Here is a 24398-nt window from a genome sequence, read left to right on the forward strand (position 1 = left end):
AGGATTGGATACGCCTCGATTTCCGCAGGCGCTAACACTCTTCCTGCGCTTGTGTTATGCAGGAATGCATACCCCCTCTGGCACGCGGAGACCCGCCCATGCTCGACTGGAATGACCTGCGCTATTTCCTCGCCGTGGCGAGGACCGGCAGCACGCTGGCGGCATCGAAGGACCTCAAGGTCAGCCAGTCGACCGTCTCGCGCCGCATCACTGCGCTGGAGGATGCCATCGAGGTCAAGCTCTTCGTCCGCAAGCCCTCCGGCTATGACCTCACCCCGCGCGGGCAGGCGGTGCTGCCGATCGCCCAAAAGGCAGAGGAGGCGATGCTGGCCTTTGCCGATGGAGTCGCGGCGGAATCGCGGCGGCTCAGCGGAACGGTGCGCCTTTCGACCGTCGAGAGTGCCGCCAATGCCTGGGTCATCCCGGCGATGGGCGTGCTGCGCGAACAGCATCCCGAAGTACGCGTCGAGATCCTTACCTCCGAGCACTATGTCGACCTCGCGCGCGGCGAAGCCGATGTCGCGGTCCGCTTCGGGCCGAAGCCGACGCAGGAGACGCTGGTCGTACGTCACCTGGTCGATATGCTGGAGAGCTTCTACGCGCCGCGCGACATGGTCGACCGACTGGGCATGCCGAAGGATGTAGCTGACCTCGCGCGCTACCCGCTGGTCGCTTCAACCGATGACAACAGCCTCACCAACCGCTGGATCGCGCAGCACCTGCCTGGCACCGAAATTACCCAGCGCGCCAGCTCGATGTCGAGCATCATAGCCAGCGTCCGCTCAGGCCTCGGGGCCGCGATCCTGCCTTGCATGATGGCCGACGGCATGCCCGAGCTGGTCCGGCTGCTTCCGCCAATCGAGGAACTGACCACGCCCGGTTGGATGGTCACCACCGACGAAGCCCGCCGCCAGCCGCATATCCGGGCAGTGATCGACCTTGTTGTCGAGCAGATCCGGCAGACACTGGCGCGGCAACCTGCGGATCTGACTTTGGTTCAAGCCGCCTAGCAGGTGTCATGCCTCGGCCGGCTCCCGGGGTGCATCCACGGCGCGGCTACCCGCCCAGGCCTCGAACGGACGAGCGACTTCGCCGATCAGGCCGCGCGAGCCGCCATCGACGCCAGTGGAGCAATCCACATAGGATGCAGGGTCGATATAGGTCCCGAACACGCGGTCCCACAGTGTCAGCACGCCGCCATAGTTACTGCCGCACAGCTCGAAATCGTCTATATGGTGGAGCCGGTGCGCAGCTGGTGAGATGATCCACTTGCCGAACAGGCCGAGCGTCCACGGCACATCAGCATGGATGAAATGCCCCCACCAGGCCCGCGCAACCGCTACCGCCGCGATGGCCCAGATCGGCAGCCCCAGCAGCAACAGTGGAGCGGTGTCCACAAACAACGCCAGGACATACGCCAGCGGGTGCTTCCTCAGCAGCGCCAGCCAGGTCATCGCTTCATCGGAGTGATGCACGGCATGCATCGGCCACAGCAGCGGGATATGCTCCAGCCGGTGGCGCCAGTAGATCACGAACTCCCCCAACAGCAGAGTGACGGCGAGCGTCACGACCGGGTTGGCCGCCGCCCATAACGCCGCAAGGTTCTCGCTGACGGAGAGATTTTGTGCCCACCACGCTGCGGCACTGGCGAAGAAGGTCGCCAGCAGCACATAGTTGATAAGGACCAGCGCAATGTTGGTCTCGGTTTCCCTGCGTGTGCGCCGAAGCGCCTCGACAATCCGCCCGCGCTTGAGAACGAGCGCAAGCAAGCCGAAAAGCACGGCCAGCGGGGCCAGCTTCAGCCCGAGCGCAAGCGCAGTGGCGGCAAGCGTATCCATGCCGCACTCCATGCTCCCGGCATGGTAAGGGAAACGTTAAAACGCGGCGGTTTACTTGGTAGCGGAAACGCCGAGGAACCCGGGCTGCGGCCCATTCCATTCGCCGGGCGCAGTCGGTTCGTCCTGTTCGTCCCTGCGTGAGCGACCACGCGGTGCCCGCTGCGGCTTGGCGTCGCTGTCGTCCTTGCGCGAGCGGCGCTGTGGCTTCTCGTCTCGCTGGGGCTGTTCCTGCTCGGGACGCGGCTTGCGCTCGCGCTTTGGCTTGTCCTCGGATTTCTCCTCCGACGGCTGCTTCAGCTCGACGCGGACATCGGCCTTGCCGAACACCGGTATTTCAGCCTTGGTCAGTTTCTCGACATTCTCGATCGCTTCGGCATCTTCCGGCGAGACGAATGTGAAAGCGCGACCCTTGGCCCCGGCCCGGCCCGTACGGCCGATACGATGGACATAGTCGTCCGGGTGCCACGGTGTGTCGAAGTTGAAGACGTGGCTTACGCCCTTGATGTCGAGCCCGCGCGCGGCGACGTCGCTGGCGACGAGGATGTTGATCTCGCCAGCCTTGAAGCGGTCGAGTTCCTTGATGCGGTTGGCCTGGTCCATGTCCCCATGGATTTCGCCCGACGAGAACCCATGGCTTTGCAGGCTCTTGTTAAGCTCGCGTACCGTGGTCTTGCGGTTGGCAAAGATGATGGCTGTCTCGACATGGTCGTGCCGCAGCAGCCAGCGCAGCGTCTCGCGCTTCTGGCGCTGGCCGACCGGAATCTTGAAGGCGGTGATATCCTTGTTGGTCGTAGCCGCGCGGCTCACTTCGATCCGCTTGGGATTCGACATGAAGGTCTTGGCCAGCTTTTCGATCGGCGGCGGCATGGTCGCGCTGAACAGCATGGTCTGGCGCTGTTCGGGCAATTTCGAGCAGATGAACTCGATGTCCGGGATGAAGCCCATGTCGAGCATGCGGTCGGCTTCATCGATCACCAGCAGCTCGCAGCCATTGAGCAGGATCTTGCCGCGCTCGAACAGGTCCATCAGGCGGCCCGGCGTGGCGATCAGGACATCAACGCCTTCGTTGAGCGCCTTGACCTGGTCGCCCATCTGCACGCCGCCGATCAGCAGCGCCATCCTGAGGTCGTGATTGACGCCGTATTTCTCGAAGTTCTCAGCCACCTGGGCAGCGAGTTCCCGGGTCGGCTCAAGAATGAGCGAACGCGGCATCAGTGCGCGGCGGCGACCGGCGGCCATGATGTCGATCATTGGCAGCACGAAGCTGGCGGTCTTGCCCGTGCCGGTCTGGGCGATGCCGATGATGTCCTTCATCATCAGTACCGGCGGGATCGCCTGCGCCTGGATCGGCGTTGGTTCGGTGTAGCCAGCGGCTTCCACCGCTTTCAGCAATTCGGGTGATAGGCCGAGATCGGCAAAGGTCATTCAGATGTCCGGATATATCGCTGGCCCGTAACCGGACCCTGGGCAAACTGTGCGAAGCTCTTGCGCCGCACTCGGCGCGCCCTTCGCCAAAAATGCAAAAATGTCAAGATTTACCGAGGGCACTTGCCCGTTCGGTTGTGTCAGTTGCGCACCAGTTCCAGCCTGCTGAAGCGCGATAGCTCGCACTTGGTGCCGTTGCGCGAGAGCAGTTCATCGCGCTTGATGCAGAGCTTCCCGTCCTTGCTCGGCTCGACATAGAAGCCGGAATAGAAGTCGCGCGCGCTGCAGGCCTTTTCCAGCTGCGCGCTGATCATCCCCCGGTCGCGCATGAACAGGATCAGCTTGGTAGTGCCGCCTGTTTGCACCCCGACGACATCCTTGGCCGCGATGCAGTCGCCCATTTTCCGCTCGACCAGCCGGTCAGGGAAATTCCTTGGCAGGTCTGCTACGAGATTGCTGCGTGGACGCGCGGGTGCCACGCGAATGGTGACACGCTGTTCGATCCGCACCTGCATCGGAGGTTGCTCACCGCGCCAGGGCTGGAACGCGGTCCAGCGCTCCTGTGCTGACTGTTCTGTGACCGCCTGCTCTTCCGGGCCGGACAGCGCGCGCGCATCGTCGCCCGGGGCCGCATGGACGACCGGAAACAGCAATGCGATCGGCGCAACAAAGGCGGTCCAGCTGATCATGTACGGAAGAACTGCCTCCCATCGAGACCCGTCGCAAGCCGGCGCATCCGTGCCTGCGGTGCAAGCCAAATAGCGCAACGGATTGAACGGCGGCTTAATCCATTTGTCATGAAGAGCAAGTGCTGGCGACAATGCGCCAGAGTGTGGCATAGCTGCACTCATGTCGCACACTGACGCATTCATAGAGCAGGCAAGCGCCCTTCTCGGCCAGCGCGGATTCACGCGCGACACCGATCTCATGACCCCCTGGCTGACCGATTGGCGCGGCCGTTACACGGGCAAGGCACTGGGGCTCGCCTCTCCGGCTTCAACCAATGAAGTCGCGAAACTGGTCGGGCTATGCGCCGAACATGGCGTGCCCATCGTTCCGCAGGGCGGCAACAGCGGCATGTGCGGGGGTGCCACGCCAGATACAGAAGGCACCGCGATCCTCCTTTCGTTGCGAAGAATGGACAAGATCCGGGTCATCGATGCGGACTCCCGGCAGGCGGTTTGCGAAGCGGGCGTAATATTGCAGACCTTGCATGAAGCCGCGGATGCCCGGCAGATGCGGTTTCCCCTTACGCTTGGTGGCAAGGGCTCGGCGACGATCGGTGGGCTGATTTCGACCAATGCGGGGGGTACACAAGTGCTTCGTCACGGTACCATGCGCGCGCAGGTGCTGGGCCTCGAAGCCGTGCTTCCCGATGGCAGCGTATTCGAAGGGCTGGTCCCACTCAAGAAGGACAATCGCGGCTTCGACATGAAGCAGCTGCTGATCGGTTCGGAAGGAACGCTTGGCATCGTCACGGCGGCGACACTGCGGTTGTTGCCCGCGATGGCCGGGCGCACGGTGCTGTGGGTTGGCCTCGACACGTTGCAGGATGCACGCCGGCTGCTTCTCCATGCCGACAAGATCGCTGGCGATGCACTGGAGGGGTTCGAAGTCATGCCCCGGCATTCGCTGGAGGCCGTGCTCGATCATTTGCCTGACGCACGCGACCCGCTGGGCGAACCACACCATTGGTATGCCCTGATTGAGCTGGTCGGCAGCGAAGACTCGGTCGAACGCCTGCCTGCACTGGTCGAGACCATCCTGGAAGGCGCGCTGGAAGCAGGATTGCTCGAAGATGCCACCATCGCAGCCAGCGAGACGCAGGCCGAACAGTTCTGGCTGCTGCGCGACAGCATTTCGCCCGCCGAACGCGCGATCGGTCCGGCGATGCAGCACGATATCTCCGTGCCGGTCGAGAAGATGCCCGATTTCGTCGACATGGCCGCGCCGGAGATGGAGCGTCGCTTCCCCGGGACCAAGGCGATCGCCTTCGGCCACCTGGGCGACGGCAATGTCCATTTCCACATCCTAGCCCCACCCGGCGTCACTCCCGGTGATTGGGAGGAAGGCGTAGGAAAGGATATCAGCGCCCTGGTGCACGATCTCGTTACTCAATGGGGCGGATCGATCAGTGCCGAACACGGGATCGGGCAAATGAAACGGGATGAACTGGGCCGCCTGGGTGACCCGGTCTCGCTGGCGATGATGCGCAGCATCAAGCGAGCACTTGACCCACAGGGATTGATGAACCCAGGCAAGCTGGTTCCGCAATAGCGCGCATCTGCCTCGTTGCGCTTGCACCTTTGGCCGTCACCGCCTAAAGCGCCGCGCATCACGCGCGGCAGCGGAATAGCTGCCGCCTGACCATCCAAAGTTTCTCGGAGAAATTCCATGGCCAGCGCGCCGCAGCCCAGCCTGCCCCTTCTGTACAATGACCTGATGCCGCTCAACACGCGCGATCACGGCAAGTTCAAGTCGCGTCCGATGGACGAGGCCAAGTTCCTCAGCAAGCATCACGCGATTCCGCTGACCGTGGACGAATTTGTCCAGGCTCAGCGCAGTTTCCCGATCGTGTTCTCCTCGGGCGACAACCCGCTGCCGCTGGCCCTCATGGGCCTGAACGAGGGTGTGAACACCTTCGTAGACGCTGACGGCAAGATCAACGATCCGATCTACCTGCCGGCCTATATCCGCCGCTATCCCTTCATCCTCGCCAAGCTGAACCAGGACAGCGAAGAACTGTCGCTGTGCTTCGACCCGACTGCTGGATCGCTGGGCGAATTCGAAGAGGGCGAAGCCCTGTTCGACGAAAACGGCGGCACCACGGCGACCACCAAGAACATCCTCGATTTCTGCGAGAAGTTCGAAGAAGCCGGCATGCGCACCAAGGCGTTCATCGAGCAGCTCAAGGAAAACGACCTGCTGATGGCGGGTGAGATTTCCATCGAGCGGACCGAAATGCCGGGCAAGCCGTACATTTACCGCGGCTTCCAGATGATCAACCAGGAAAAGCTGCGCGAAGTCAGCGGCGAAAAGCTGGAAGAGTGGAACAAGAACGGCATGATCGCGCTGATCTATGCCCACCTGTTCTCGCTCGACCTGATGCGGACCATTTTTGCCCGCCAGGTCAACAACGGCCAGCTGCCCGATCCGGTTGCCCAACCGGCTGGCTAACAGCGCCAGGACACACGTGGAATCGCGGCGCGGGGACTTGATTTTCGCGCCGCAGACCACACATTTGTAGGGTCCGGGCAGGTCACCCCCTCATCACCTGCGCGGATGATGCACCAAGGTGCATCACCTCCCTGAACCTTGGCCACCTCGTGCATTCTTGCGCGAGGTGGTTTTTTCATGGTGTGAGCGGCCTATTCGGCTGCTTGGCGGAGGTCGCGGCCACCGGCCGACGACAGCAGTTCCCCGGCCAGTTCGCGCACCAGCCCGGCCAGCAGCTTCGCCACGACAGGCATTCTCGCGCTCGCTTCCTCATACCGAGAATCGAGATAGAGCGATCGGCAGACTTCCAGTTGCATGGCATGGATCCCCAACGAAGGTTTGCCATGCCTGTCGAGCACGTATCCGCCGGCGTAAGGGCGATTATGCGCTGCCCGGCGTTGGTTGCGGGCGAGGAACCGCAGCGCGGTAGCCGACAGCATGCCATTGCTGGAGGCCCCGAAGCGGTCACCGACTACAAACTCTGCAGGCTGGTCGTCGGGGTGGCGCTTCTTCAGCGGTGGCATGGAATGGAGATCCAGCAGCAATGCGGTTCCCCAACGACGCCGGATAGTCGAAAGCGAATCGGACATTGCACGATGATAAGGTTCATGAATGTGCTGGATCCGCGCGTTCACTTCCTCCTGCGTATGTCGCGACCGCCAGATTTCGCCGAGGCCTGACAAGCGCCGTGGAATGAGCCCTAGCCCGCTGCGCGCACGCCGATTGGCGCGCGAATGCGGCGCATCGGCCGGCGCGCCTTCCGCCACCATGGTCCAGTCCATGTCGTCATCGGCGCGGTTGAGGTCCAGCATTGCCCGCGGGGCCCGGGCCAGGATCAGCGGCGCCCCGGTTTCCCGGGCAATCTCGACTGCAAGCAGGTCAATCAGCCGGTCTTCCAGCCGTAACTGCGAATAGCGTGGATCGCGCATCCGATCTATCACCTGAGGAGGATAGTTCCGCCCGCCATGCGGCGCGGCGATGAGGACCGGGCATTCCGGCTTTTCTGTCGCCTGGACCAGGAAAGCAGGCTCGTTCGTCCCCGGTATCCGCCCGCCCATGGTGATATCCTGCTGCATTCATTCTTTGCTGGAGGGAAATTTCCCCTGTGTCAAAGCAGGGCGTCTCGCAAACCGCGAAAGATTTCTTAAGCGATTGGCGCTATAGCGCGCTGCATGGAGAACACCCTGCCTTCGCGTCGCATCCTGCTCGCCGAAGATGAGGAGGCCATGCGGACCTACCTCTCCCGGGCGCTGGAAAATGCCGGATATGAAGTCGTCTCGGTCGACCGGGGCACGGCCGCCTTGCCGGCGCTCGAATCGGAGCACTTCGACCTGCTCCTGTCCGACATAGTCATGCCGGAAATGGACGGAATCGAACTGGCCCAGCGCTGCAATGAAGTGAGTCCACGGACCAAGGTGATGTTCATCACCGGATTCGCCGCCGTGTCGCTCAAGGCCAGCCGCGACCAGCCGCAAGCCAAGGTGCTGTCGAAACCGTTCCACCTGCGCGACCTGGTGCTGGAAGTGGAGCGTGTCTTCGAAGATCGCGAGCAGGCGCGCGTTTAACCCCTTGCACGGTGCCGGTGGCCTCGCTAAAGGGCCGCTCCTGCCGAGAAGCACGGCAAACCGATGGTGCGGGCGTATAGCTCAGTGGTAGAGCACTATGTTGACATCGTAGGGGTCCCAAGTTCGAACCTTGGTACGCCCACCATCGCCTCCTTGTTATTGTCCCTCAGACGCCGGGCGGCGGGCATCCGCCCGCCCGCAGCGACCGAAGGGAGCGAGGAAAGCCAAGGCTGCGTATGCATCCGCCGGCACCTGAGGCACAACAAGGCAGCGCTAACCTTGCGTCAACGCCCCCCTCTGCTAAAGCGCGGCCAACTTAGGAACACCCGCTAAGAGGCAACAGGCACACCATGCAGAAAATCAAGGTGAAAAACCCGGTCGTCGAGCTCGACGGCGACGAAATGACGAAGATCATCTGGCAGTGGATCCGCGAACGGCTGATCCTGCCTTATCTCGATGTCGACCTGAAGTACTACGATCTCTCGGTCGAGAAGCGTGACGAGACCGATGACCAGATCACCGTCGATGCTGCCAATGCCATCAAGCAGTATGGTGTGGGCGTGAAGTGCGCCACGATCACGCCGGACGAAGCTCGCGTCGAGGAATTCCACCTCAAGAAGATGTGGAAGTCGCCCAACGGCACGATCCGCAACATCCTGGGCGGCGTTGTCTTCCGTGAGCCGATCGTGATCGACAACGTGCCGCGGCTGGTGCCGGGCTGGACCGACCCGATCGTGGTCGGCCGTCATGCCTTTGGTGACCAGTACCGCGCCACCGATACGCTGATCCCCGGCCCGGGCGAGCTCCGCCTCGTTTTCAAGGGTGAAGACGGTCAGGAAATCGACCTCAAGGTGTTCGACTTCCCGAGTGCGGGTGTCGCCATGGCGATGTACAACCTCGACGATTCGATTCGCGACTTCGCCCGCGCCAGCTTCAATTACGGCTTGAACCTCGGTTGGCCGGTGTACCTCAGCACCAAGAACACCATCATGAAAGCCTATGACGGCCGCTTCAAGGACTTGTTCCAGGAAGTGTTCGACACCGAAGGCTTCGCTGAGAAGTTCAAGGAAGCCGGTATCGTCTACGAACACCGCCTGATCGACGACATGGTCGCATCGGCGCTCAAGTGGAACGGCAAGTTCGTGTGGGCCTGCAAGAACTACGATGGCGACGTCCAGTCTGACACCGTCGCGCAGGGCTTCGGCTCGCTCGGGCTGATGACCTCGGTGCTGATGACGCCCGATGGCAAGACGGTTGAGGCAGAAGCTGCCCACGGCACTGTTACCCGCCACTACCGCCAGCACCAGCAGGGCAAGGCGACCTCGACAAACCCGATCGCCTCGATCTTCGCCTGGACCCGCGGCCTGATGTATCGCGGCAAGTTCGACGACACGCCCGATGTCGTACGCTTTGCCGAAACGCTTGAGCGGGTCTGCATCAAGACGGTAGAAAGCGGATCGATGACAAAGGATCTCGCGCTGCTGATCGGTCCGAACCAGAACTGGCTCACCACCGAGCAGTTCTTCGAGGCAATCGTGACCAACCTCGAGAAGGAAATGGCGAACTGGGCCTGAGCCCGGAACCGCTCTTCCGCGACTGCGTAAATCAAGGGCGACCTATCCAAGCGATGGGTCGCCCTTTTCGATTCCGGGGACTACCAAGACGCCATGACCGACACCCGCGCCAAAGCCCGTCTCGAGGTTCGACAGGCCAAGCTGTCTGACGTGCGCGCCATCGCCGACCTCGTGCGCCGCGCCTATGATGACTTGCCCGCCTATACCCACGGCGAGATCAGAGGCCAGATCAACAATTACCCGGACGGTTGCTTCGTCGCCAAGCTGGACGGGAAGCTGGTGGGCTATTGCGCCTCCATGCGGCTGAGCGAACGAGTCGCTTTTTCAGATCACAGCTGGGACGAAGTGACAGGCAACGGTTTTGGCAGCCGCCATAATGCCAAGGGCGACTGGCTCTATGGTTACGAGATGTGCGTCGATCCCAAGACCCGTGGCACCCGGATCGGGCGGCGGCTGTACGAAGAGCGCCGCGCACTCGCCGAACGCCTCGACCTGACCGGTATCGTATTCGGCGGTCGCATGCCCGGTTTTGCCCGCGCTACCCGTCGCAAGCGCAACCGAGCGGACACGCCGCAAGACTATCTGGAAATGTTGCTGGAAGGGAAGATCCACGACCCCGTACTGCGTTTCCAGCTTGCCAACGGGTTCGAACCGCAGGGGATCCTCGAGGGCTACTTGCCCGAGGACAAGGCCTCGAAAGCCAATGCCGTGCGGATGGTGTGGCGCAACCCCTACGTCGATAGCGATGCCCCGCCCAAGCACCGGGTACCGCGCGATGTCGAAAGCGTCCGCATTGCGACCTGCCAGTTGCAGGCCCGCGCGGTCTCCGACTTCGATGAGTTCATGCGCCAGGTGGAGTATTTCGTCGATGTTGCAGCCGATTACGAGGCAGACTTCATCGTCTTTCCCGAGCTCTTCACTTTGATGCTGCTGAGCGCCGAGGAAAAGGAACTCAATCCCGCCGAAGCCATTGAAGCCCTAAGCCGCTACACGCCGCGCCTGCGCACCCAGCTCAGCGAGTTCGCGCTCAATTACAACATCAACATCATCGGCGGGTCGCACCCGACCCGGATGGACGACGGCGACATCCACAATGTCGCCTATGTCTGCCTGCGCGATGGTTCGGTCCATGCCCAGGAAAAGATTCACCCCACCCCCAACGAAGCCTATTGGTGGAACATAAAGGGCGGCGACACGATCGATGCGATCCAGACAGATTGCGGACCGATCGGGGTGTTGATTTGTTATGACAGCGAATTTCCCGAGCTCGCTCGTCGGCTGGTCGACGAAGGCGCGCGAATCATCTTCGTGCCCTTCTGCACCGATAGCCGCCAGGGCTATATGCGCGTGCGATATTGCGCACAGGCACGGGCAATCGAGAACCAGTGCTATGTCGTGATGAGCGGCAATGTCGGGAACCTGCCTAACGTCGCGAACATGGACATCCAGTACGCGCAAAGCTGCATCCTGACACCCTGCGATTTCCCGTTTGCCCGCGACGGCATCGCAGCGGAAGCCAGCGAGAATGTCGAGACGTTGACCATTAGCGACGTCAATCTCGCTGATCTCAGCTGGGCCCGGGCGGAAGGCACCGTGCAGAACCTCGCCGATCGCCGCTTCGACCTTTACCGCATCGAATGGGATAAGCGCGTGGGACAGGTTTCGCCGCGCATTGGCGAAGACAGCGAGGCACCGTCGGCCGGTCCGCATGGCGGACGCGGAGGCTAACAGGGCTGACGCCGCCAATCGGCCCGTGACCTGCGCCGTTCACGCGCTATAGGTGGTGCATGGCCGGTGAACTCGAACTCTCCCCAGTCCTTTCCGACGCGCTGGTGATCCTCGGCTCGGCCGGGATCGTGATTCCGGTTTTCACTCGCTTCAAGATCACTCCCGTAATCGGATTCATTCTGATCGGAATCGCTGTCGGACCCTTCGGCCTGGGGGCCTGGGTGTATGAATACGACTGGCTGAAACACATAACCATATCAGATCCGGAAGGGTTGGCGCCGTTTGCCGAATTCGGGATCATATTGCTGCTGTTCGCCATCGGGCTTGAACTGTCGTTCAAGCGATTATGGACCTTGCGCAAGCTGGTGTTCGGCCTTGGTGCCATGGAATTGCTGGTCATCGGCAGCTGTATCGCTGCCGTGCTTGCCATGATGGGCCAATACTGGACCGGGGCACTTGCACTTGGCTTTGCGCTGGCATTCTCATCGACTGCGATCGTGCTGCCTATTTCCGGAACCAAGTCACCTGTCGGCCGCGCAGCCCTTTCCATGCTGTTGTTCGAAGATATCATGATCGTGCCGATCATTTTCATCCTCGGTGCGCTCGCCCCTTATGCACAGAGCGATGGTGTCAGCGGGCTGGTCGATACGCTGTGGCAAGGCGGCCTCGTGATCGTTGCCCTGCTCGTGCTCGGCCGGATCGCCCTGCCCCGCCTGTTTGCGCAAGCGGCGCGAACCAAGAGCCCCGAGTTGTTTCTCGCCGCCTCGTTGCTGGTCGTCATCGGAGCGAGCCTGGCAACCGCAGTGACCGGCCTCTCGCCCATCGTCGGCGCCCTCATCGCCGGGTTGCTGATCGCGGAAACCGAATACCACAGCGAAGTCGAATCGATCATGGAGCCGTTCAAGGGACTCGCGCTCGGTGTGTTCCTGATCACAGTCGGCATGAGTATCGATCTTTCCAGCATTTGGGAGCACCTTTGGACGATACTCGCCGCCGTCATGCTGGTGCTTGTGTTCAAGGCGCTGGTCACTGGCATGTTGCTGCGTTTGATGGGTGCGCGCCGCTCGACCGCTGCGGAAACCGGGATCCTGATGGCAAGCCCGTCGGAAACCACACTGATCGTGATGTCGGCTGCCGGCTCGGCCATGCTGATCCAGCCCGGCACCGCACAGTTCTGGCAGATCGTCACAGCCATCGGCCTTACCATCACGCCGCTGCTCGCCATGCTCGGTCGTGCCATCGGGCGGCGGGTTGAGCCGGTGCCGGTTACCGACGATGTCGATGACGACGTGCCGCGCGTCATCATTATCGGGATCGGGCGCGTCGGGATGTTGGTGGCAGACATGCTCAAGGCGCATGACCGCGCCTATGTCGCAATCGATAGCGACGCCGACCTCATTTCCAGTGCCCGCAGGAAAGGCTATCATGCCGTTTTCGGCGATGCCAGTCGCGGCGATGCGCTCAGCCGGCTGGGAGTCGAAATTTCACCTGCAGTCGTACTGACGATGGACGAGCCGGTGCTGGCCGAACGCCTGACTCGAAAATTGCGCACCGATCACCCAGAGCTGCTGATTGTTTCCCGTGCCCGGGACAGCCAGCATGCCGCAGAACTCTATCGCGCAGGTGCCAGCCATGCCGTACCGGAGCAGCTGGAGAGTTCGTTGCAGCTTTCGGAAGCTGTCCTGGCAGATATCGGCGTCCCGATGGGCCCGGTGATTGCCTCCATCCACGAAAAGCGCGACGAGTTCCGCGATATGATCCAGGAAGAAGCGGGTCTCTCTCATAAACCGAAGCTGAGGACGAGCACGCTGAGGACCTGAGCGGCATTGTCAGCCCTTGGTGGCCGCCACAATCCAGGCTCCGGCTTTCAACGCGACGATCGAACCGCTGGCATGGCGTTTGAGATAGCGCCTCAGCCTGGCTTGGAAGCGCTCCTTCTCGGCATCCCCCAGCTGCGAAGCTGCGCGCGCGGCCGGACCGATAACTGCGAAATAGGCCAGGGCATCTTCTATCGGGTCTTCTCCTGCGCCCACCACGAAAGCGAAATCGACGGATTCGATCGTGACATCGAGCCAACCTGCCTTGGTGAGGATGGCTTCGACGCGGGTTGCATCGGAAAATGCGAAAGGGCCCGGTGCAAACGGATCACCCGGTTCATCACTACCGGGCGGGAGGAGGCCGACAACATCCTGCGCCCAAAGATTCTCCGACACCGCCCGGAAGCAACTGAAGACAAGCCGTCCATCGACTGCCGCGATACCGTGAAGATGCGAGAAGGCAGCGACAGGATCGTCGAAGAACATCACCCCGTGGCGGGAAACCAGCAAATCGGGTGAGAATCCCTCGCGTTGCCAGATCGCGGCATCGCCGAGTTCAAAGCCGACATTGGGAAGTTTTGCTCCTCGTTCACGCGCCACTGCAACAAGATCTTCGCTGACGTCCACACCGACGATCTCGGCCGCAGGATGCGCGCGTGCGAGAGCCAGCGATAGCTCCCCTGCCCCGCAGCCGATATCCAGCACCCGCTCAATCGGCCGGGCACTGGCCCTCGCCAGCAACAGATCGGTGAGACCGGTGAAACTTCGGTCGGTGCGCGACCAGTGCGTGGCCCAGGTCATTCCAACTCGACCTTCCCAGGCTGCCTTGTCGGTCATCCGCTCATCTCCTCGCTGGCGTCCCGGCCACTTACTTGCCCGGATCGGTTCGGCGGCGATCCTCGATATTGTCGCGTTAGCGGCCCTGGGCCAAGCTGCAAGAACCAACGGAAAAGCCGGCGCGGACTTCGGGGCATCCGCGCCGGCGATCCATGTGTTCGGGTGCATGAAATGGGAGTCGAACCCGCAGCGGCACCCGCTTGAGAAGAGCGTCTCAGTCCTCCGCGTCAGGACCGGCCATCATCTCCTCGGCGACCTCGTCGGTTTTACCGCGAATGGCGGCTTCCAACTTGTCGCAAATTTCCGGGTTTTCCTTGAGATAGGTCTTGGCGTTCTCACGCCCCTGCCCGATGCGGATGCTGTCATAGCTGAACCACGAGCCTGACTTCTCCACGATCCCGGCCTTGACACCCAGGTCGAGGATTTCGCCGATCTTGGAGATGCCCTCGCCATACATGATGTCGAATTCGACCTGCTTGAACGGCGGGGCAACCTTGTTCTTGACCACCTTGACGCGGGTCGAGTTGCCGACGACCTCGTCGCGATCCTTGATCTGGCCGGTGCGGCGGATGTCCAGGCGAACCGAAGCATAGAACTTGAGCGCATTGCCACCGGTTGTCGTTTCCGGATTGCCGTACATCACGCCGATCTTCATGCGCAGCTGGTTGATGAAAATCACCATGCACTTGCTGCGGTTGATCGAGCCGGTCAGCTTGCGCAGCGACTGCGACATCAGGCGCGCCTGCAGGCCAACGTGGCTGTCGCCCATCTCGCCTTCGATTTCCGCCCGCGGCACCAACGCGGCAACCGAATCGACCACCAGCACGTCGATCGCATTCGAACGCACCAGCGTATCGGTGATCTCGAGCGCCTGCTCGCCGGTATCGGGCTGCGACACGATCAATTCGTCGATATCGACGCCCAGCTTCTTGGCATAGACCGGGTCGAGCGCATGCTCGGCATCTACAAAGGCTGCTGTGCCGCCAGCCTTCTGCGCTTCAGCAATCACATGCAGGGCCAGCGTGGTCTTGCCCGAACTTTCCGGGCCATAGACTTCGATCACCCGCCCCTTGGGCAGGCCACCGATGCCAAGCGCGATATCGAGGCCGAGCGAGCCGGTCGAAATCGATTCGACATTCATCGCTTCTTTCGAGCCCAGCTTCATCGCCGAACCCTTGCCGAATGCGCGGTCGATCTGGGCGAGTGCTGCGTCAAGCGCCTTCTGACGGTCCACGTTGGATTCCTTGTCTACCAGTTTCAGTTCCGCAGCCATGTCATACCCCTTCGTCAGTTGCCACCGGCACTCGTTTGCCTTTCAACTGTTGAGGTATGTACCGCGTTTGTTCCAAAAGAACAAGAGCGGAACAAAAAGATTTGTTCGGAACGGATCTATCTCGCTGGTACGGAGCGGATCATGCGTCGCCCTCGCCAGTGGCGGGCATGCGAACGTCCCAACGCACTTCGCGTTCTTCGCCGGGTCGCAACTTGAGTTCGAGGATGAAATCCCCGTCCTTGGTCTTGAGCGCCCTGCGCCCCTGCCGGATTTCCCACTGAGCCGTGCTGCCAAGCAACAGCCGCATACGCACGCTGCCATTACGGGCATTGCTGAGCCGGGCACCCACGGTCACCCATTCACCGAGGCGATCCGCCGGGCGTTCTTCCAGCTCGCGCCCGCAAGCACCGAACACCATCGAGCTCTGGCCCAGATCGATCTCGACGTCCTGGCCTTCCGCATAATCGCGCAGGCGATTCTCAGCGACGAGCTGGTCGCCGAACGCGCTCGGTTCGAACAGCGTAAGGCCGCCGGTGGGCAGGGCGACGCCCAGCCCGTGCTCCTCGTCATTGACGGTTTCGAACACGATGTCGGCGGGCTGCGGTGACCACTCCTGCATCTCGAACCGGTTAGGCAAGTTCCACGGGTCACAGCGCAGAGTGTAGACGTATTCGCCCTCGACCTTGTCCTTGTCGAGGAAGGCAACCTGCTTCAGCCCCTTGGCATTGACGGTAATCGCTTCCGGGACACGGTAGAGCTTCAGGTCGCCCAATTGCTCTTCCTGCGCCACCATGCCGACGACCGACTTCTGCTGCATGCGGGCACCTGTGACCATGATGCCGTCGGCCATGGCCGATTCCATCATTGGTGCCATAGGCGGCGGCGGAGGGGGCGGCGGATAGCGCGGGTCGTAGTTCGGCACCGGCGATCCGCGCGCAGTGCTGCCGATGGGATAGCAGGTCAGCCGCAGCGGTCTTGCCGTGGGAGGATCGGACAGCTGTTCGAAATTGCTTTCGATATTGAGCGTGCCCGCCACTGCCATCAGCTCGGCATCCGGGAAACTCTGGCCGTTATCGTTGAGCAGGGTGAGCCAGCTCATCAGCCGCATGCGGACCTTGCCACGTGCCCCACCCTCATCCAGCGTGCCGACATAGTGCGCTTCCCAGTCGAAGCCCCAGGCAAGATAGGTGAGCGTAACAGTAAAGGTTCCGCCGCTATCGCTGTTGGTATTGATAGAGAACACAGGCTTGGCAGAGAGCCCGGCTGGTACGCGGTCGAACGCAAGGCCTTCAGGCAGACCCGAGCAGCGCACCGCTTCATAACCGTCCTGCGTCTGCAGCACGATGCCGCCATCGGCACGAGTGCGAACGATGGCCTGTTCGCTGGTCTGCGCCCCTGTTCCCGGATTGGTCCGGGTAATGCGAACACGGTTGCCCAGCGTGCCATCGACCAATGCCGCCGGGCTCAGCAAATCGGCATCGCGGTTCTTCTCGATGGTCCCGCCGGGCAGCCCAGTCACGATCGCACTGACCGCCACCATGCCTTCCGCCACCCCGGTGAAGCGGATTGTCGATTCACCCGGCGGCAGAGTGACACTGCGAGTCTCACTGATCATGGCGAAACCGCGCGGCCAACCAGGGTTCATGGCCTGGTATTCGCCGCGAGACGGATCACGATAGATCGTGACGGAAAGCCCTTGCGGATCCGACGCATCGACGGTTTCCCGCGCCAGTGCCGGATGGGCTGGCAAGGTAACCGCCGCGGCGGCGAGGAGGAAAGAGGCAAGCCGCCTCATCGGCCCACTCCTACCAGCGAGTTTCGAAAGTGACGCGGACGGTGCGCTCGCCCTCGGCCGGCACCGACACGACCCATTTTCGGCGATCGTTATTGATTTGCGTGCCGGCTATATCTTCGCTCACGACACGGAAATCATTGCCCCACCATCCGCGATCAAGCCCGGCCTGGACCAGGTCCACATTGACCGGCGTGTTCTTGGCGTTGGTGAGTTTGTATCGCATCGTCGTGCGGTAATATCGCTTGGGCCGCTCGACATCGACGCGCTCGACTTCCTGACCTTCGCGGATCACACGATAGCGTGCGGAGCGTTCCCAATCGGCGCTGGTGATTGTCTCGCGCTTTTCGACCTCTGCCTGCACAAAGATGTCGAAAGCATCGCCGGTACGCAGGCTGAGCTCGCTGCCCATCGGCGTGTGACCGATCCCGTTCTCGCCGATGAATTGCGGCGTGCCGCGACTATCGCGCTGGTAGAAACGAACCGTCCCGGCAGGCAGCGCATCGCCCAGGCCTCCGTCACGCGAAGAGGAAAATGCAATCTCGCTCGAGGCATTCACAGGGCGACCATCGTTTTGCATCCAGCCGACCGTGCGGGCATAGACCTTGCGAGCGGCGACGCCTTGGACATCGAGGAAGCTGACCTGCTTGGTCTGGTTATTGGCGATCGTCGTACGACCACTGATCGGATAGAGATAGAAATCGCCCAATTGTTCGCGGTCGGCTGCCTCCGATCCGGGGCGGACCATGCCACGCGAAGACGACGAACCGAAGCTGCGACCGCTGCCGTTGGGATTGCCCGCGACCAGCAGCGTGTTGGCTCGGGTGAAGGTAGTGCCGGTGCTATTGTTCAGCGTCACCCAGCCCTGCATGTCGATCGTGCCGTCGCCTTCATTATAGAGCGCGACATAATCGGCCTCCCAGTCGAGCCCGGACGTCAAATAGCGGATCTGCGCCGGTCGGCGGCCCGAGCGAGTCGAGTCGAGGTTGACTGAAAGCGTGGGCCTTGCGCGCAGGTTCGGCGGAACCCTGTCAAAGACCACACGCACCGGCAGGCCATCGTCGCGCAGCACTTCGATCCGGCTGCCGATCCGTACCACCACGCCGCCTGCGGTCGAAAGCACTTCGGCCCGCTCGCGGGTTTCCTGCCCGGTCGCCGGGTTGGTCCGCACCAGTGTGACAGTCTGGCCGATGGCCTTCTCCATCATCTTCTGTGGAGTGAGGATGTCGAAATCGAAATTCTGCTCGATAATCGCAGTATCGGCAGCCGCGAAACTCAACGTCTGCGGACGGATGCGGGCCGAGACATCGGGGAATTCGACCTTGCTGCGCCCGCGCTGGATATCAAGCTGGCGGATATCCTGCACCAGCGCCACATCGTTGTTGTAGATGGTGACGGAGACATCGCCTTGTGCGGTCTCTTCGTCAGCGCTCTGTGCAGCTGCACCGGCAGCCAGCGCCAGCGTGGCTACAGCGGCAAAGCGAAGCGGAAATTTCATCTGTCCCTCCCCAATCGAGTTCCTCGTGCAATTCAGGGCAAAGATGCGACCCCCAGCTTTACCTCACCTGAATGTAACTTTGTATCATTCGCCTGATCAGGCCTTGGCCTTCTCCATCACTTCGCCGACCTTCTGCGAAATCTGCTGCACGCTGAAAGGCTTGGCGATGAAATGCATGTTGTCGATATCGATGTCGTTGCGCAACTGCTCTTCAGCATAGCCGGACATGAACAGGAACGGTAATTCAGGAGCGACATTGCGGATTGCCCGCGCCATGGCCGGTCCATCCATGCCCGGCATGACCACGTCGGACACAACCAGGTCGAATTCGCCGCCATTGGCAATAGCAGCCAGCCCGGTCTCGCCGTCATCGGCCGCAGTGACGGTATAACCCGCCCGCGTCAGCGCCCGTTCGGCGACCGCGCGGACCATGTCTTCATCCTCGACCAGCAGCACCCGGCCTCCACCTGACCAGTTGCTCGGTGCCTCGCTGGAATCGTCCTGTCGCTCGCTTTCAGGAACGACCCCGTTGTGGACCGGCAGGTAGATCGTAAAGCGGGCACCGGCAGGCTGTCCGTCGGCACCGGCGATATTGTCGGCAAAGATGAACCCACCCGACTGCTTGATAATGCCATAGACTGTCGAAAGTCCGAGGCCGGTGCCCTTCCCCTGCTCCTTGGTGGTAAAGAAGGGTTCGAAGATCTTGGGTAGCACTTCGTCCGGGATGCCGCCGCCGGTGTCCTGCACGATCAGCGCGGTGTAATCGCCAACGGGTAGGATGTCCGACCCCATGGCGCGCACGTCCCGCGCCGCCACGCGCCTGGTCGCCATGGTCAGGCGCCGCTTCATCGCACCGGAGGCAAGAATGGCGTCACGGGCATTTACGGCGAGGTTGATAATGACCTGCTCCAGCTGCCGCGGATCGGCCCTGACCGGCCCCAGGTCGCGATCGTGTCGTACACTGAACTCGATCTTTTCGCCCACCAGTCGCTTGAGCAGCTGGCTCACTTCACTCACCACGTCGGGCAGCTGCAGCACTTCAGGGCGCAGCGTCTGCTGGCGGCTGAAGGCCAGCAATTGCCGCGTCAGCGACGCCGCGCGATTGGAATTGGCAAGTATCTGCTGGATGTCGTCATAATCGCTGTCACCCGGCGTATGGCGCAGCAGCATCAGGTCACAATATCCGATAATGGCGGTCAGCACATTGTTGAAATCATGTGCTACGCCGCCAGCCAACTGGCCAACCGCCTGCATCTTCGTCGCCTGCGCCACCTGGCGCTTGAGCTTGGTCTCCTCGGAGCTGTCGGCAAGGCTCAACAACACCGCCGCATCGCCCAGCCCGCGTACCCCTGCAAGGCCGAGTGATACGGGTTCTTCCGGAGCAATCTTGAGCCGCACTGCCATGTCGCCGCTGTTCGACGGTCCTTTGGCGTGGCGTCGTACGGCATCAGCCAGCGCGCCCTTGTCATCCTTTACCGCAAGATCGCTCGGATACTGTGGCAATCCCTGCTCTTCGCGTCCGATCGCGCGCAAGAACGGAGGGTTGGCAAACAGGAAACGCCCATCGCGATCGGTCATCGCGAGCCCGAGTGGCAGCGCCCCGATCAGCGCCTCCAGCTGCGGGGTGGCATTGCCGGTGCCGCCTTCATCGCTCGCCCCAATGGCCACCCCGGGCTCCATCAGCAACATCAGCGATGGCGCTTGGTCAGCCCCTGCACCGGCCGTGTCGTGCGGATCGTTGAGGGGAACATGCAGCAATTGGTGCGGCGTCCCGTCCTTACCTTCGCGAGCAAAGAAAATGCGGTCTTTCTCGTCCGTCCGCAGCAGGGAGACGAATTCCTGCCCCGCCAGCGTGGCCTTTGCATCGCCGGTCGCCCGCTCGGCAAAACCGGGACCGGCTGCCCTGATGGTACCGTCGGGCGCGACCAAGGCTGCCTCGACGCCGGCACGCGAAAGCATCATGCCGAAGTCTCCGGCAATCTGGGCAGCATAGGTTCCTGCAGTGTCTTCCGCTGCAAGTGAACGGAACCGCCAGACCAAATAATCGTCGCCCCGCCCGGCCCGCTCGGCCCCGACCTGCCAGCTGCGCGCTCCGTCCGCCGCAGTCGCCTTGTCGAGAGTGGCAGTGCCATCGCGCCATGCTTCACGCGCCAGCCGGGTAAGCGCTTCCAGCGAAGGACCATCGACCTGCAAATTGGGGGGGGCTTTGGCGACACCGAACTGATCGGCGAACAGCGCACTCGCGCAAACCAGCCGATTGGCGCGGTCGGTAATGGCAACAGCCATATCGGGCCGCTCGATAGCCGCCACGGTCACCGACCAGTCCGGCGGTGCCAAGCCATCCTGCGCTGCCGCCGGACGCATTCTTTGGAGCGCAATCCCCAGCGCCAGCAAGGTCGCGAGGCCGCCCGCATAAGCCACTGTAAGCAGGGGCAAGCCGCTCAGGAACCAGACGGCAGCAATGCTTGCCACCAGCGCCAGCGCAAGGCCCGCCCAGAAAGGCGACAGGGCCACCGCCCGCGATGCCGATGGCGTTTCGCTCATCCCTGCTTCGCTTCCAGCCTCTGGTTGAGGCGCTGCTCCATCTTCTTCAGCCGCCTGGCGCGCTTGCGATGCACTACCCAGCGCCAGAACCAGCCGGAGAAAAGAAAACCGAGCGCCGCACTGACAACCGCCAGGACAACGAAACCAAAGGCCGTGACTCCTGCCAGTTCGAAACCCTGTGCCAGCCAACCGCCGTCATCGGCCAGTTGACCGGCTGCGCCGACCCCCATGGCAACGTCGATGTTGAGCACCAGTTCACCAACGTTCTTCGCCACTACGACCCAGAACGGAAAGGTGAAGGGATTGGTGATGAATGTCACCAGCGCCGCCAACGGGACATTCGCCCGCGCCGGGAGCGCCATGAATGCTGCGAGAAAAATCTGCCCGATCGGGATGATGAAGCCGCAAAAGAGGCCCAGCGCCACACCGCGGGGAACAGAGCGGCGCGTGAAGCGCCACAGTTCGGGGCTGAGGAAACGATGCGCGATGGGCCTGAGATACTTGTTCCCTGCCATCTCCTCGCGCGAAGGCATGGCCGGCAAATAGCGCCGGAGCAGGTCAGCCAGGAAAGTCTTGTTGCTGCTCATCGTCTCTTCGGTGCCCATGCGCTCACCCTGTGCGTTAAGCAAGCGCGCGGCGGCGGGTTTCCGCCGACCGTGTCTTGAATGCGATATGGGTAGCATCGAAAGGATAGCCAGATGCTGAATCAGGCGCGAAGAAATTATCCTTTGTCGCGCAGGATGCGGGCCTTGTCGCGTTTCCAGTCACGATCCTTGATATAGGCACGCTTGTCCTGCGACTGGCGACCCTTGGCGAGGCCCAGTTCGACCTTGGCCCGCCCCTTGGAATTGAAGTAGATACACAGGGGTATCAGCGTCATACCTTTGCGCTCGACCGCGCCCAGCAGGCGTTCGATCTCGCGGGCATGAAGCAACAGCTTGCGTGGGCGGCGCGGTTCGTGATTGAGCCGGTTGCCATGGCTGTATTCGGGGATATTGGCATTGATCAGCCAGGCCTGCCCGTCGCGAACCTCGGCATAGCTTTCGGCAATGCTCGCTTCGCCGGCCCGCAACGCCTTGACTTCGGTCCCCTGCAGGGCGAGCCCCGCTTCGAACTTGTCCTCGACGGCATAGTCGAACCGCGCGCGCCGGTTCTCGGCGACGGTCTTCTGCTTGTCGAATGTTTCGGGTTTGGGACGGGCCATAAGCTGCGCGCATGTAGGGACTTGTATAGCAGAGGGAAAGGGGGTGATCGTCTGCATTGCAACATAGCCGTTGCATTCACCTGCAACTTGGGCACCTTGATTTCGCTTGAATATCTGACTTGGGGTCCCCTCCATCATGAACCGTCGTATCGCCCGTGCCCTCTCTGCCTTTGCCGGGGCCGCAATGTCCCTGCCGCTACATGCACAACAGCCCGCTCCGCCACTCGAAGCCTACGGCGATCTCGAGGCCGTTGAGAGCGCAGAGATTTCGCCGACCGGTCGCTTCAGCGCGATGGTCATGACCGTTGGCGGTGAACGGCAGGTGCTGGTGTTCGATGCCACCGGGGCTCCGGTGCAGCGCTTCGTGATCGGCGATACCAAGGTGCGCTGGATCGAATGGGTCGGCGACAGCGCCATCCTGTTGGTGCGTAGTGAGACCGGGCGCGTCGGACGGCTGTATGGCAACCGCAAGCGCGAGTGGTTCCGCGCCAATGTCATCCCGCTCGATCCCAATGGCGAAATCATCTCCGTCTTCGCCAACCAGCGCAACATCGCCAATGCCATCGTTGGATACCATGGCGTGCGGCAGGTTGACGGGCGCTGGCTTGGCTATTTCGGGGGTTTCATGAAAGGGCGCTCATCAGGCGAAGGCGAGCGCATCCTCAATGGCAATCCTGCGCTGTTCGCGGTCGACCTGACGACCGGCAAGGCCAACCAGGTCGCCTACCCCAGCCAGTATCCCATCGGGCGTGACTGGCAAGTCGGCGCAAATGGCAAGGTCGCTGCCACGCTGGAAACCAACTACGAAAATGGCGACTGGAAGATCGAGGGGCCAAGCGGCCAGCGTATTGCCTCGGGGAATTCCCCGCGCGGCTCGATCGGCCTTGTCGGGCTCGGTGCCGGTGGCGATACGATCATCTATTCCACCTTCAACGAGGACGAGGAAAGCGCTGTTCGCTACGAAGTGCCATTGAACGGAGGTGAGGCAACCGAGGTCTACGATGTTCGCGTTCGGCAATGGATCCGCAATTCCTACGACGGGCGAGTGCTGGGCGCGATCACGCCGTGGGGAGACGTGCGCATGGCCGATGCGGCAACCGAAGAAACACTTGAGAAGACTCTCGGCCTGTTTTCGCGTGTCCACCAAACACTTGCCGACAATACACCTGACATGGGCACGGTGATCGTGCGCACAAGCGGCAACTACGATAGCGGCAGCTGGTACCGGGTCGACACCACTACCGGGCAACGCATGTTGATGGGGCTGGAGCGACCGGCCATCCAGGGACCGGCCATCGGCAAGATCAGCACCTTCGAATATTCTGCCTCCGACGGGCTTGAAATGGATGCGATCCTTACGTTGCCCCCAGGCAAGCCGGCAAAGGGTTTGCCAGTCGTTGTCATGCCGCATGGCGGCCCAACCGCCCACGACAGCCCGGTGTTCGACTGGTGGGCGCAAGCGTTCGCTTCGCGCGGTTATGCCGTGCTGCAACCCAACTTCCGCGGCTCGACCCACAAGGGCGAAGCATTCCGTGCGGCGGGCGACGGCGAATGGGGCCGCAAGATGCAGACCGATATCTCCGACGGGCTGGCAGCTTTGGCCGAGGCGGGCATTGCCGACGCCCGACGTGCCTGCATCGTAGGGGCGAGCTATGGCGGCTACGCGGCTCTGGCTGGCGTAACCCTGCAGAACGACATCTATCGGTGTGCGGTTTCCGTGAATGGTGTTGCTGATCTGCGCACCATGTTTCGTGACGCATTGACCGGCAGCCGGACGATCTTCCGCAACTCGGTCGAACAGTACTTCGGCAAGGATGCCGATCTCGATGCCCTGTCACCGACCAAGCTGGCCGACCGGGCCGATGCGCCGGTCCTGATCATCCACGGACGTGACGATACAAGGGTGCCTTACGAGCAGGGATTGCGAATGGAAGATGCGCTGGCGGATGCGGGCAAGGATGTGTCCTTCGTCACATTGGAAGGCGAAGACCATTTCCTTTCAAGCGCAGCGACCCGCAAACAGACCCTGCTTGAATCGGTCAATTTCGTGATCCGGCACAACCCGCCCAACTAGGCTCCGGCGCGAC

General features: G+C 62.0%; 19 protein-coding genes and 1 tRNA gene. 9 read left to right on the top strand and 11 right to left on the bottom strand.

Annotated features, from left to right (window positions below):
- Positions 1-98: 98 nt before the first annotated feature.
- Positions 99-1010, top strand: coding sequence for a LysR family transcriptional regulator (locus QPW08_RS10675; protein ID WP_284125794.1), 912 nt, complete (start codon positions 99-101; stop codon positions 1008-1010).
- Positions 1011-1016: 6 nt separating this feature from the next.
- Here the strand turns inward: QPW08_RS10675 and QPW08_RS10680 are convergent, their stop codons facing one another.
- From QPW08_RS10680 to QPW08_RS10690, 3 genes are all read right to left on the bottom strand, one after another.
- Positions 1017-1838 (bottom strand): sterol desaturase family protein, encoded by an 822-nt coding sequence (locus tag QPW08_RS10680; protein WP_284125795.1) that lies wholly within the window; start codon positions 1836-1838, stop codon positions 1017-1019.
- Positions 1839-1889: 51 nt separating this feature from the next.
- Positions 1890-3263, bottom strand: coding sequence for a DEAD/DEAH box helicase (locus QPW08_RS10685; protein ID WP_284125796.1), 1374 nt, complete (start codon positions 3261-3263; stop codon positions 1890-1892).
- 140 nt (positions 3264-3403) lie between these two features.
- Positions 3404-3952 carry a hypothetical protein gene (locus QPW08_RS10690; RefSeq protein ID WP_284125797.1) on the bottom strand — a complete coding sequence of 183 codons (549 nt, stop codon included), beginning with the start codon at positions 3950-3952 and terminating at the stop codon, positions 3404-3406.
- Positions 3953-4112: 160 nt separating this feature from the next.
- Here QPW08_RS10690 and QPW08_RS10695 point away from each other — a divergent pair, with 160 nt between their 5' ends.
- Positions 4113-5540 (top strand): FAD-binding oxidoreductase, encoded by a 1428-nt coding sequence (locus tag QPW08_RS10695; RefSeq protein ID WP_284125798.1) that lies wholly within the window; start codon positions 4113-4115, stop codon positions 5538-5540.
- A gap of 117 nt (positions 5541-5657) precedes the next feature.
- Positions 5658-6440, top strand: coding sequence for a SapC family protein (locus QPW08_RS10700; protein ID WP_284125799.1), 783 nt, complete (start codon positions 5658-5660; stop codon positions 6438-6440).
- Positions 6441-6631: 191 nt separating this feature from the next.
- On the opposite strand, the gene QPW08_RS10705 is transcribed toward QPW08_RS10700, so the two are convergent.
- The gene (locus QPW08_RS10705) at positions 6632-7555 is read right to left on the bottom strand and encodes an N-formylglutamate amidohydrolase (RefSeq protein ID WP_284125800.1); all 924 of its coding nucleotides are present in this window, start codon (positions 7553-7555) and stop codon (positions 6632-6634) included.
- A 96-nt stretch (positions 7556-7651) separates the two neighbouring features.
- Here QPW08_RS10705 and cpdR point away from each other — a divergent pair, with 96 nt between their 5' ends.
- The 5 genes from cpdR to QPW08_RS10730 all read left to right on the top strand — a co-directional run bounded on the left by cpdR (position 7652) and on the right by QPW08_RS10730 (position 13166).
- A complete protein-coding gene (gene cpdR / locus QPW08_RS10710; RefSeq protein WP_284125801.1) occupies positions 7652-8044 on the top strand; it encodes a cell cycle two-component system response regulator CpdR in 393 nt (130 codons plus the stop codon).
- A gap of 70 nt (positions 8045-8114) precedes the next feature.
- Positions 8115-8189 (top strand) — tRNA-Val (locus QPW08_RS10715).
- Positions 8190-8394: 205 nt separating this feature from the next.
- Complete coding sequence (locus QPW08_RS10720) at positions 8395-9618, top strand: NADP-dependent isocitrate dehydrogenase (protein ID WP_284125802.1); 1224 nt, start codon at positions 8395-8397, stop codon at positions 9616-9618.
- A gap of 93 nt (positions 9619-9711) precedes the next feature.
- On the top strand, positions 9712-11346 hold the full coding sequence (locus QPW08_RS10725) for a bifunctional GNAT family N-acetyltransferase/carbon-nitrogen hydrolase family protein (RefSeq protein WP_284125803.1): 1635 nt from the start codon (positions 9712-9714) through the stop codon (positions 11344-11346).
- A 59-nt stretch (positions 11347-11405) separates the two neighbouring features.
- The gene (locus tag QPW08_RS10730) at positions 11406-13166 is read left to right on the top strand and encodes a cation:proton antiporter domain-containing protein (protein ID WP_284125804.1); all 1761 of its coding nucleotides are present in this window, start codon (positions 11406-11408) and stop codon (positions 13164-13166) included.
- A gap of 9 nt (positions 13167-13175) precedes the next feature.
- Here QPW08_RS10730 and QPW08_RS10735 read toward each other — a convergent pair whose 3' ends face one another.
- From QPW08_RS10735 to smpB, 7 genes are all read right to left on the bottom strand, one after another.
- On the bottom strand, positions 13176-14000 hold the full coding sequence (locus QPW08_RS10735) for a class I SAM-dependent methyltransferase (protein WP_284125805.1): 825 nt from the start codon (positions 13998-14000) through the stop codon (positions 13176-13178).
- Positions 14001-14214: 214 nt separating this feature from the next.
- Entirely contained in the window at positions 14215-15273 is a 1059-nt protein-coding gene (recA, locus tag QPW08_RS10740; RefSeq protein ID WP_284125806.1) for a recombinase RecA, read from the bottom strand.
- Positions 15274-15412: 139 nt separating this feature from the next.
- Complete coding sequence (locus tag QPW08_RS10745) at positions 15413-17068, bottom strand: DUF4139 domain-containing protein (protein WP_284125807.1); 1656 nt, start codon at positions 17066-17068, stop codon at positions 15413-15415.
- 10 nt (positions 17069-17078) lie between these two features.
- A complete protein-coding gene (locus QPW08_RS10750; RefSeq protein WP_284125808.1) occupies positions 17079-18563 on the bottom strand; it encodes a DUF4139 domain-containing protein in 1485 nt (494 codons plus the stop codon).
- Positions 18564-18659: 96 nt separating this feature from the next.
- Positions 18660-21107 carry a PAS domain-containing sensor histidine kinase gene (locus QPW08_RS10755; RefSeq protein ID WP_284125809.1) on the bottom strand — a complete coding sequence of 816 codons (2448 nt, stop codon included), beginning with the start codon at positions 21105-21107 and terminating at the stop codon, positions 18660-18662.
- Positions 21104-21712: a DUF2062 domain-containing protein gene (locus tag QPW08_RS10760; RefSeq protein ID WP_326521304.1), complete on the bottom strand. Its 609-nt coding sequence runs from the start codon at positions 21710-21712 to the stop codon at positions 21104-21106. The genes QPW08_RS10755 and QPW08_RS10760 overlap by 4 nt, the downstream gene beginning before the upstream one ends.
- Positions 21713-21828: 116 nt before the next feature.
- Entirely contained in the window at positions 21829-22311 is a 483-nt protein-coding gene (gene smpB, locus QPW08_RS10765) for an SsrA-binding protein SmpB (protein WP_284125810.1), read from the bottom strand.
- A 136-nt stretch (positions 22312-22447) separates the two neighbouring features.
- Between smpB and QPW08_RS10770 the strand changes: the two genes are divergently transcribed.
- Positions 22448-24385, top strand: coding sequence for an alpha/beta hydrolase family protein (locus QPW08_RS10770; protein ID WP_284125811.1), 1938 nt, complete (start codon positions 22448-22450; stop codon positions 24383-24385).
- Positions 24386-24398 lie beyond the last annotated feature (13 nt).

The organism is Parerythrobacter aestuarii (assembly GCF_030140925.1).
Classification (GTDB): domain Bacteria; phylum Pseudomonadota; class Alphaproteobacteria; order Sphingomonadales; family Sphingomonadaceae; genus Parerythrobacter; species Parerythrobacter aestuarii.